The following is a 10588-nucleotide window of genomic DNA, read 5'->3' as shown; positions in this document are numbered from 1 at the left end:
GGAAGGAGTTTCGACTATCTGCGGTGAGTTCACTGTTTCAGCTTCGTTGTTACTGAAGTATAAGAATGCTCCCACAGCCAGCGCGATCATAAGTCCTGCGGCTATCTGAAGAAAATAGAAATTGTTCTTCTTTTTCTCCATAGGCATAGCCTTATTCAATCGTTCTTCAAAACGTTGTTGGTGCCCTGACTGAAGCTTCTGTTCTTCCTGTTCCGGCTTCTCCTGAAACATCTTCCTAATATCCTGTCCCATGACTTAAGTATTTTAATTCTTCCTGCAATTTCTTTTTTCCTCTATGCACCAGAGTTCTGGATGCCACCTGGGTAATATCCAGGATTTCGCTTATTTCTTCATGATCGTATCCTTCCACCAAAAACAACATCAAAGGATACCTGTATTTTTCGGGCAGCTCCTGCATTTTCAATTTCACTTCTTCTATCCCGATCCCGTCATCCACCTGCCAGTCATTCTCTTCTTCTACGGTGCCAAGCGTTTGCTCATTTATGGCTACCAGTTCCATTTTTCTTGCCTTAAGTTTGTCCAGACATTTATTGATCACGATCTTCTTTAACCAGGCACCAAAAGTGACCTCGCCATTGAATTGATGTAACTTAGAGAAAGCTTTGATAAATGCTTCCTGCATGGCATCCTCGGCCTCCATCGTATCCTTCATAAATCTCAACGCCACATAGTACATCCCGTCACAATATTTGTTGTACAGCTTCAACTGGGCCCTACGGCTGTTGTTTTGGCAAGCTTCTATTAGCTTATGCTGTATCAATTTGATTGGTTTTTGATGGGTTAGTTCATTCTAAAGACGAACCATAAAAGTCCGCGTTGCAAAAATTCCGAAATTTATTTCACAATCGCTCTATATTCTTACATTTAAAGCGATTAGCGCAAGTAAACCTTATGGCAGGTTTATTGGATAGGTTATAATAAATGCTAGAAAATGAACTCTAAACTAAAAACAGGCCTGAGTATTGCCGTAGGACTGATCATCGCTGGTTTACTTACAATGCTTATAATGAGATATACTACGAAAGCTCATAGTCCTGAGGATGTTGCTACTTATGAGCAGAACGGGATAGGATTGGAGGTATTTTACAACCGGCCATACATGAAAGATCGCGAGATCTTCGGTAAACTTGTACCTTATGATGAAGTATGGCGAACCGGTGCAAACGAAGCAACAACTTTTGAAACCTCTTCAGATATTCTCGTGGATGGAAGTCTATTGAAGGCTGGAAAATATACTCTTTGGAGCATTCCGAAGCAGGATAGCTGGAAAGTGATCTTTAACGATCAAATGTATCCCTGGGGAATAGACATGGATAAAAAAGCATATAGAGATCCGCAATACGACGCTCTGGTACTGGAGAGACCAGTTGAGAAATCTGCTGATATTACCGAACAATTCACTATTTCTTTTGAAGAAGCCGGCGACTTTGTTTCCATGGAACTTGCCTGGGATCAGGTAAAAATAGAGATCCCTATAAAAAAAGAAGAGACGCCTACAGGCGCCTCAACTAATACTATTATATCTGGATGATATTATTCTTCGTCCAGCATCAGGTTTAGAGTAACATCTATGTTATCTCTGGTAGCTCTAGAATAAGGACAAACTTCGTGAGCTTCATTTACCAGCTTTTCACCAGTTTCTACATCAACTCCCGGAATGTAAGTATCCAGAATTGCAGAAAGCTGAAGATTTCCAGAATCTGTCTGACCCAGTTTTACGGTAGCTGTTACGCTATAATCTCCAAGATCGATCTTGTGTTGTTTGGCAACATGCTCCAAGGCACTACCGTAACATGCAGAGTATCCCGCTGCAAATAATTGTTCCGGGTTAGAATAGTCACCTCCATCACCACCAAGGCTTTTAGGTTTTCTCAATTCCATATCCAGTATACCATCTTCACTACGAGTGTGCCCGTTACGACCTCCCTGAGTAGTGACTGTAGTTTTATACAAATTCTTCATTGCGTAAAATAATTTAAGTAATTTAGTTTTCTCCAATATACCAAGCATTTAAAGATGCCTGAAAAAGCTAGTCATAATTTTCTCATAAATATTACCGCTTCATTTTGAACGAACATCAGCATAAGTCTGCGCTAAGCGAATCTCAAAGCAATAATTCTTCCGGAAATGTTAGTGCAGAATCTGCCCGTAGAATAAGAGATTCCCGCCGTAATAAATCTTCGGGAAAATCTTTACTGAAGGATTTGCTGGAAGGAAATAAAACTGCTTTAGGAAGAAGTATCACTCTGGTAGAAAGCAATCAACTTAAGCATAAGGAAATGGCTGAAGCGATCGTGGAAGGAGCATTGCCTCACGCCAAAAAATCGATTCGCGTTGGAATTACCGGAGTTCCCGGGGTTGGAAAAAGTACTTTCATTGAAAGTTTTGGCTCCTATCTTATAGAACAGGGTAAAAAGGTTGCTGTCCTAGCGGTAGATCCCAGTAGCTCCGTATCTCACGGAAGTATCCTGGGAGATAAAACACGTATGGAGAAACTGGTCACTCAAAAAAATGCCTTTATTCGTCCTTCGCCAAGTGGCGATTCTTTAGGAGGTGTCGCTCGAAAAACCAGGGAGAGCATTCTGCTATGTGAAGCAGCAGGCTTTGATGTCATTCTTATTGAAACTGTTGGTGTTGGACAGAGTGAAACTACAGTTCATAGTATGACCGACTTCTTTTTACTTCTAAAACTGGCTGGCGCCGGTGATGAATTACAGGGAATCAAACGCGGCATCGTAGAAATGGCAGATGCTATCGTGATCAACAAAGCTGATGGCGAGAATCAGAAAGCTGCCCGTGAAGCAAGACTTGAATTTAAACGTGCGCTTCAACTTTACCCTTCAAAACCGAGCGAGTGGAAACCACAGGTACAGTTAATTAGTGCTTTATACGAAAATGGCATTTCCGAAGTATGGGAAATGATCACTGAATTTAAAAATTCCACAGAACAAAACGGCCATTTCGAACACAACCGGCAGGAACAGAATAAGTTCTGGTTATTTCAGAGTATTAATGATCACCTGAAAAGTCGGTTCTATAATGATCCTAAAGTTAAAATAGAACTTGAAAAACAACTCAGATTAATCGAAGAAAATAAAACTACTGCTTTCACTGCCGCCCGTGCACTGCTGAAGTTATCCTAGTCCTTCAGAAACTTCAGAAAAAGATATTTCCTTAGTGCATGGAATAAGAGTCCAAAACATATTCCTATCAATATCCCGGTAACGACATCTCCCGGATAATGTACTCCCAGATAGATCCTGCTATACGAAACTACAAGTGCCCAGATACTCAACAAGAAAAGCATCTTAGGATACGCTCTTCGGAATAAAAGTCCGAGGAAAACAGCGACACCAGTTGAATTTGCAGCATGAGCAGAGAAATAACCGAACCTGCCACAACGTTCTGCAACATATCTTGCATATTCCATGACTCCTTCTTGTCGGCATGGTCTGGGCCTTTCAAATCCATGCTTGAATAAATTTGCCAGCTGATCTGTAGCCGTAATAAGCAGTGTTACTACCACCATCGTTAGCAGCGTGGCTTTCCAACCGAATTTTCGAAAAATCAAATAGAGTAATAGCGCATATAATGGAATCGCCATCCATTTATCACTGATCGCGATCCAAAGCCAATCCCACTCTTCTGCCCCCAGGTTATTGAGATACAGAAAAAGTTCTTTGTCCAGGGCTACTAATTTCTCCATTTAGCTCTCTTCGTAACGGCTTACTTCGCGGTCATAAAATTCAGACGCATCTTTAATGATGCCTTCCATTTCACCAGATAATTCTTTTTCATCCTCTTTATCAAATTCTTCCAGCCATTCTACTTCATCGTCTTTAAGATCGATGACAAAGCGTGGAAATTCGGTATGCACCACGAATATTGATTCAGGATAATCTGTATTATCACCTAATATGAACTTTGGTAATTCCATAGTTTATGTGTTTAATTTTGCTTCTTTAGTTCTAATCAATTTTCGGCTTAGATAATTGAATCGGAAATATAACATAATTGCTGAAGCCGTTAAACCGGCCAGTAAACCAAGCCAGATTCCCATACTACCAAGCCTTTCTGGCTGGCCGTAATAAAAACTCACCGGAAAGCCAATGATCCAGTAGGCGATAAAACAGAATACCGTGGGGATCTTTACGTCCTGCAGTCCCCTTAAAGCGCCAAGGATAACGACCTGTATGCCATCGCTCAATTGAAATAAGGCTGCTATCACCAGTAATTGTGCGGCAAGTGAGATTACTTCAGCATTGTCTATATAAAATGTTGGTAAAATATCCTTCAGCAGTACAAATAAGAGTGCGAATACAGCTTCAATAAGGAAAACCAAAAGGAAGATCGATATTCCTATTCGTCTTAATTCCCGATATTTTTTTAATCCAACCTGATTTCCGACTCTAATAGTTGCGGTTACGCCCAATCCAACCGCAATCATAAAGGTCATACTTGCCAGGTTAAGAGCGATCTGGTTTGCAGCCTGCGGATTCGTTCCCAGGTTTCCAGCCAGAATGATCGTCCCAGTAAAGATGGCTACTTCAAAAAGCATTTGTAAAGCTGTTGGAAATCCAAGGGATAACAATCTTTTAAAAATGCTCCATTTCAGCATTTCCTTTTTAGACCATTTAAAGTACTCGGCAAATTTGGATTTCCTACGGAGTATCTCCCAAACGAACCAGAGCATAAAAAATCTTGAGATCAGGGTTCCCCAGGCAGCTCCTTCAAGCTCCAGACGTGGAAATATCCAGATCCCGTAAATAAGAATATAGTTGAAAACAACATTTACCACATTCGCCAGTAAGGTCGCATACATCGCATACCTGGTTTGTGAGAGGCCATCTGCAAATTGTTTAAAAGCCTGGAAGGCCATTAGTGGCAACATGGAAAGAGCCACAATATTAAGATAGGGAATGGCCAGGTCAACTACCTCTGGTGGTTGATCAAGATAATACAGCAATGGCTTTGCGACAAGCAGTATGATAAATAAGAATAATCCATTAAGCGTACAGAGAATAAGACCGTGGTGAAAATAACTTCGACCACCTTCCACATCATCAGCACCATCGGTTTCAGCAATAAGAGGGGTGATAGCAAAACTAAAACCTATACCCAAAGACATTGCTATAAAAACCAATGCATTTCCCAGTGAAACTGCAGCCAACGGAGCGGCACCCAATCTCCCTATCATCAAATTATCAACAAGGCCTACCATGACATGCCCCAACTGCCCGAGCATCACCGGGTAGGCGATTTTCAGGTTTTTACCGAATTCTTTCGTATAAGCTGATAATTGCAAAGCTCGAATTTAAGTTTGCAAAGGTAGAGCCTTTAAATATCTTTTAAAGAAATGACCTCAAATAATTCGCTTCCTACTTCTTTAATTGTGGTGTATTGGAAATAGATTCCAGTCCGTATTTATCTACAAGATAAACCAGGGAAGCCATCGTTGCCGCACCCAATTCCAGTTCTCTTTTATTTACCGCATCAAAAGTATCATTCGCAGCATGGTGATAATCGAAATAGCGTTGGGAATCTGGTCTTAATCCGGCGAGCACCGTATCGCCTCCTTCCAGCGGACCAATGTCAGCTCCGCCACTACCTTTTTCAAAATAATGAATAAGGTATGGCTCAAAAAATGGCTTCCAGGACAGAACTTTATCGAACTGAGAATCGCTCGCGTTGAAAGTAAACCCTCTTGGAGTAAATCCTCCCGAATCACTTTCAAGTGCAAATACATGATCTTCATTTTTTTCCTTTGCAACCTCAGCATATTTGTTTCCTCCACGAAGACCATTTTCTTCATTCATAAATAATACAACACGTAGCGTTTTTTTAGGTTGATACCCGGTTTCTTTCAGTAATCTAAGGACTTCCATAGATTGCACCACTCCTGCGCCGTCATCGTGAGCACCATCTCCAAGATCCCACGAATCAAGGTGACCACCTACGACCATGATCTCATTTGGAGTTTCAGAACCAGTAATTTCACCAATTACATTATATGACTGCACATCTGGAAAGTTCTTGCAATTCATTTTAAAATAGACCTGAAGGTCCTTCTGAATCTTTAGCATACTGCTCAAATATGCGGCATCGTTGGTAGATATTGCAGCCGCCGGTATCTTTTGATCTTCTGTTAATTCACCATAACTCATAGAACCGGTATGTGGCAAATCATCCATTCGAAGATTCATAGAACGAACGATAACGCCAACAGCTCCATATTTTGCTGCTTCCTCTGCCCCAGAATAACGTTGGTCCACGCAACCCCCATAAGCTTCAAAAGTAAGTATATGATCTGCCCGCATAGGTCGGTTATAAAAAACGATCTTTCCTTTTATCTGTTCTTCCCCGTATTCTTTTAATTGCTCCAATCCCTGTACTTCTATCACCTGGGCTTTCGTACCACCTTCAGCCGTAGCAATAGAACCACCAAGAGCCGTAATGTTCAAATTTCGAGTATCCCCAGGACCGGTTTGCACATAAGCAAATTCCCGTTCTCCGCGAGTCCACTTTGGAACCATTACTGGTTGTAACCAGACTTTGTTCAAACCTAAATTCTCAAGTTCCTTTTTAGTATACTCCACCGCCTGTTCAGCATTGAAAGAACCTGATAAACGACCGCCTATTTGATTCGACAGGTGATCCAGCCATTCATAGCTTTTTCCATTTAGCAGCGACATGTCATAGATCTTCCTGATATTTAGAGAATCTGAAGATTGCGCGATCATTGCTGAATGAATTCCGAAGAAAGACAGCGCCAGGGTACAAAGTAATTTTTTCATTAAATGGGATTTGGTCGCAAATTAAAAGAATTTAAACAGTTCGAAAACCGAAGCTGCTATTTTTCAGCGTTTAATTCTTCTTTATACTGATCTAAATTTTCAAGTATTTCCGGAGCAAGTTCCGGCTCCTGCACCTCCGTATATTTCGAAAGTTCATCCTTCAGGATCTTTGCAACCAGGTATCTTGCCGTTGGTTTATCATCGGCTGGGATGATATACCACGGAGCATTTTCCGTAGAAGTCTTATTGATCGCTGCTTCATAACACTCCTGGTATTTATCCCAGAGTTTTCTTTCCTTAAGGTCACCAGGAGAAAATTTCCAGTTCTTACTGGGTTTGTTAAGCCTTCTCAATAATCGGTCACGTTGCTCATCTTTGGAAAGGTGCAGGAAAAATTTGAAAATGATCGTTCCATTCTGGGCAACATGATCCTCAAAATTCCTGATCTGTTCGAAACGCTGATCCCAGAAATTTTCATCTATATCTTCAACGCTGTTGATCCCAGGAATATTTTCATTCATAATATACCCGGGATGCACTCTTGTGACCAGCACATTTTCGTAATGAGTTCTATTGAATACTCCGAATTTACCACGCTCTGGCAAGGCGATGTAATGTCGCCACAAGTAGTCATGCTTTAGCTCCTTGTGAGAAGGAGTTTTAAAGCTGTGCACCACGACTCCCCTACTATTGAAATCTTTAAAAACCTCCCTGATCAAACTGTCCTTCCCAGCAGTATCCATTCCCTGCAGGCAAACCAGCACGCTATATTTATGGTGCGCATAAAGTACATCCTGCCAGTCGCCGAGCTCCTTTCGTACATCTTTCAGTTTGTCTTTAATATCATCTTCTGAAGCTTCTATCTCTATTTTTGTAGGCTTCTCTTTCAGTTTAATATTACCGGTTACTTTGAGCTGGGTATGGTCTATTTTCTTCATAAGATTATTAAATGAACCACTAAAGATACAATCTTTATAAAAGTTAATTTCTTTATCTTCGCCACAAATTCATTCGGCTTGGACAAATTAGAGAGAAAAGATATCATCGATAAGGTCACTACACTTTTAAAGGAGATCCCGTCTTCCATGGATATCGTAAAAAAGGATGGAAACCGTGACCAGAGATTTAGATACCTCGCTACGCACATGGTAGATAAAGCCATTGAGAAAGATGCACTTATCGTTTCTGAAAACCGCCAGGGTATAGCCATTCTTTTCAAAACCAGTAAGAAGGACAATAATATCTGGAAGGATCTATGGTCTCAGCTTAAGCTGGTTGCTAATGTAACTGGAGTGAAAAATGCGCTGGACATTCTCAAAACACAGAAGTATATTAAGAATCAACGTCCTCAGGAAGGTGAATATCTATACTGCTGGTTCTGGGGAATTCTAAAAGAATACCGAGGTGCAGATACGCAGGTAGGGAAGGAAATGAAAGATGTTTTCTTTAGAACTGCACACGATACAGGTCTGGAATTATATGCAGAAACCCGCGGTAGAACGAATGCTATCGTTTACCAACGGGTTGGTTTTGATCTTTTTCATGAATGGGACCATCCAAGTGGAGACACCATGTATTTCCTTAAATACGATCCTAAAAAGCCTAGAAATAAAAGACCTTAGAACCTACTTCCGAAGAGCTCGACGTCTTCCCTGGTAATTTCCTTACCTCCAAGAATAATGAGCCTTTCCACTACGTTTCTAAGTTCTCTTACGTTACCACGCCATTCACTCTGCTTTAGTAATTCGATTGCTTCTGCTGTGAATTCTTTCTTATTAGTTCCCTGTTCTGTAGCGATCTTTTCACTAAAATGGTCTACCAGAAGTGGGATATCATCTTTTCTATTCTTTAAAGCAGGAACTTCTATAAGGATCACAGCAAGACGATGGTAAAGATCTTCTCTAAAATTATTTTCCTCGATCTCTTTCTTTAGGTCTTTGTTGGTTGCCGCAACTACTCTTACATCTACCTTGATATCCTTGTCACTTCCAACCCTGGAAATTCTACTTTCCTGAAGCGCTCTCAATACTTTTGCCTGAGCAGACATACTCATATCTCCAATCTCATCCAGGAATATAGTTCCTTTGTTAGCTGCTTCAAATTTCCCGGCTCTATCTTTATTTGCTGAAGTAAAAGCTCCTTTTACATGTCCGAAAAGTTCACTTTCTATCAATTCTGAAGGGATCGCGGCACAATTCACTTCTACCATAGGACCTTTAGAGCGATCACTTTTTTGATGCAACCAATGCGCAACAAGTTCCTTTCCAGTCCCATTTGGACCAGTGATTAGAACCCTTGCATCGGTATGCGCCACTTTCTCAATCATTCCTTTAATCCTGTTGATCTCTTCAGAATCGCCGATCATTTCATAATTCTTACTTACCTTTTTCTTCAGGCGGGTATTTTCCACAACAAGTTCCTTACGATCAAGTGCATTTCGAACAGTATTGAGCAAACGATTAAGATCCGGTGGTTTTGAAATATAGTCGAAAGCTCCAGCCTTCATGGTATTTACGGCGGTATCGAGGTCACCATGTCCAGAGATCATGACAACAGGAATTTCTGGTTTGATCTTCTTAGTCGCTTCAAGTACTTCCACACCATCCATTTTCGGCATTTTGATGTCGCAAAGGATCAGGTCAAAATCTTCATTTTTCACCAGTTCCATTCCTGCAAGTCCGTCTTCAGCTTCGGTAACATGATAATCCTTACTTTCTTCACTCAGTATTTTATTCAGCACACGTCTTATGCTTGCCTCGTCTTCTATCAGTAATATTTTTGCCATTAGAATATTGTAAATTTTATTCCGCTTCTCGCGTAAAATGTATTTGTTTCATTGATTGTGTACAGATCCTCTCGATCTGCATCACGCAACCTAATATCGTTCAATAAAGTATGTCCACCATAAATATATAGCTTCAAATGGTCGGTAATACTATATTGATAACCTAAACCACTCAGCAATATTGTCATGGATATACTCTCTGCCTTTGGTCTATCGTTAAAAATTAAAGGCTGCGTATCAATATTTCGCTGAATATTCGCGAAAAACCCGTCCAGTGTAACAAAAGCCTGTAATTCGCTATTTTCACTAAAATGATATTTCATATTGGTCTTCGGAATTCCTACCGTATACGACCAGTTTTCTGCCCATTTTCTATAATAGCTTACGATAGGCAGTGGAAATGGAAACCCGGTAGTTGTACTATAACGTAACCCAAGAATAAGTCTCCATGGAATTTCCACCTCTTCCTTATCTCTTATTTTTACAAAAAATACAGAACCAGTATAGATGAGATCATCCTGAAGTATAGAGTTTTCAGAAAAATTTGACGCGATCTTTAGGCCGCCTTCAGCTCCAAATCTCCAATCATTACCAAACTTGAAAGTGTAACCTAAAGAGCCGGTAAAAGACTGAAACCGGTCAAGATCTGTTGTTTGAAATCCTGTGGGATCTTCAAATTTGAAATTCACGTTCCTGTATTCTACACTCGGCACAAGGTAAGCACCATCTTTCTTTAGTGCAATGGGGTAAGCTACCTGTGCTCTAAACCTTCGGAAGGAATTGTCTGAATTTTTCTGTGGAAAATAAGTGTATTCAATCCTGGCAAGATCCGCTGTCTGGGCATTCAGAAAAGAAAAACCCAGCAAACATGCTATCAATATCCAGGACTTATGCATCATTCGCAGTAGTTTGCTTACCAGGCATCTTATTTCCTGGTGGATAGAACATATGTACATCTCGCTGCGGGAACGGAATGGTAATATCGTTC

12 protein-coding genes and 1 pseudogene are annotated in these 10588 nt (G+C 40.6%); 3 read left to right on the top strand and 10 right to left on the bottom strand.

Features of this window, described 5'->3' with window-relative positions:
- A pseudogene (locus ACNI3T_RS10830) lies at positions 1-252 on the bottom strand (hypothetical protein); the annotation flags it as partial.
- Positions 236-781, bottom strand: coding sequence for an RNA polymerase sigma factor (locus tag ACNI3T_RS10825; RefSeq protein WP_322300868.1), 546 nt, complete (start codon positions 779-781; stop codon positions 236-238). The gene ACNI3T_RS10825 and the pseudogene ACNI3T_RS10830, both read right to left, overlap by 17 nt.
- A 171-nt stretch (positions 782-952) precedes the next feature.
- Between ACNI3T_RS10825 and ACNI3T_RS10820 the strand changes: the two genes are divergently transcribed.
- Positions 953-1552, top strand: a complete 600-nt coding sequence (locus ACNI3T_RS10820) for a DUF2911 domain-containing protein (RefSeq protein ID WP_418227791.1) — start codon at positions 953-955, stop codon at positions 1550-1552.
- 2 nt (positions 1553-1554) lie between these two features.
- On the opposite strand, the gene ACNI3T_RS10815 is transcribed toward ACNI3T_RS10820, so the two are convergent.
- A complete protein-coding gene (locus ACNI3T_RS10815; RefSeq protein WP_418227790.1) occupies positions 1555-1983 on the bottom strand; it encodes an organic hydroperoxide resistance protein in 429 nt (142 codons plus the stop codon).
- Between the two features lie 101 nt (positions 1984-2084).
- On the opposite strand from ACNI3T_RS10815, the gene meaB reads away from it, so the two are divergent.
- Positions 2085-3164 carry a methylmalonyl Co-A mutase-associated GTPase MeaB gene (gene meaB / locus ACNI3T_RS10810; RefSeq protein WP_418227886.1) on the top strand — a complete coding sequence of 360 codons (1080 nt, stop codon included), beginning with the start codon at positions 2085-2087 and terminating at the stop codon, positions 3162-3164.
- On the opposite strand, the gene ACNI3T_RS10805 is transcribed toward meaB, so the two are convergent.
- The 5 genes from ACNI3T_RS10805 to ACNI3T_RS10785 form a co-directional block, all read right to left on the bottom strand.
- Positions 3161-3727: a phosphatase PAP2 family protein gene (locus ACNI3T_RS10805; RefSeq protein ID WP_418227789.1), complete on the bottom strand. Its 567-nt coding sequence runs from the start codon at positions 3725-3727 to the stop codon at positions 3161-3163. The two genes, meaB and ACNI3T_RS10805, sit on opposite strands and share 4 nt — an antisense overlap.
- The gene (locus tag ACNI3T_RS10800) at positions 3728-3958 is read right to left on the bottom strand and encodes a hypothetical protein (RefSeq protein ID WP_298247568.1); all 231 of its coding nucleotides are present in this window, start codon (positions 3956-3958) and stop codon (positions 3728-3730) included.
- 3 nt (positions 3959-3961) lie between these two features.
- Complete coding sequence (locus ACNI3T_RS10795) at positions 3962-5326, bottom strand: MATE family efflux transporter (RefSeq protein ID WP_418227788.1); 1365 nt, start codon at positions 5324-5326, stop codon at positions 3962-3964.
- Positions 5327-5399: 73 nt separating this feature from the next.
- Positions 5400-6815 carry a M20/M25/M40 family metallo-hydrolase gene (locus ACNI3T_RS10790; protein ID WP_418227787.1) on the bottom strand — a complete coding sequence of 472 codons (1416 nt, stop codon included), beginning with the start codon at positions 6813-6815 and terminating at the stop codon, positions 5400-5402.
- Between the two features lie 56 nt (positions 6816-6871).
- Positions 6872-7753 carry a PPK2 family polyphosphate kinase gene (locus ACNI3T_RS10785; RefSeq protein ID WP_418227786.1) on the bottom strand — a complete coding sequence of 294 codons (882 nt, stop codon included), beginning with the start codon at positions 7751-7753 and terminating at the stop codon, positions 6872-6874.
- Between the two features lie 78 nt (positions 7754-7831).
- On the opposite strand from ACNI3T_RS10785, the gene ACNI3T_RS10780 reads away from it, so the two are divergent.
- The gene (locus ACNI3T_RS10780; RefSeq protein WP_322300876.1) at positions 7832-8437 is read left to right on the top strand and encodes a hypothetical protein; all 606 of its coding nucleotides are present in this window, start codon (positions 7832-7834) and stop codon (positions 8435-8437) included.
- On the opposite strand, the gene ACNI3T_RS10775 is transcribed toward ACNI3T_RS10780, so the two are convergent.
- Entirely contained in the window at positions 8434-9600 is a 1167-nt protein-coding gene (locus ACNI3T_RS10775) for a sigma-54-dependent transcriptional regulator (RefSeq protein WP_418227785.1), read from the bottom strand. The genes ACNI3T_RS10780 and ACNI3T_RS10775 overlap by 4 nt on opposite strands.
- Positions 9600-10499 carry a DUF6268 family outer membrane beta-barrel protein gene (locus ACNI3T_RS10770; RefSeq protein ID WP_418227784.1) on the bottom strand — a complete coding sequence of 300 codons (900 nt, stop codon included), beginning with the start codon at positions 10497-10499 and terminating at the stop codon, positions 9600-9602. The genes ACNI3T_RS10775 and ACNI3T_RS10770 overlap by 1 nt, the downstream gene beginning before the upstream one ends.
- Between the last annotated feature and the right edge of the window lie 89 nt (positions 10500-10588).

This window comes from Christiangramia qingdaonensis (assembly GCF_048381525.1).
Lineage (GTDB): Bacteria > Bacteroidota > Bacteroidia > Flavobacteriales > Flavobacteriaceae > Christiangramia.
This window is presented reverse-complemented; position numbering and strand designations above follow the sequence as displayed.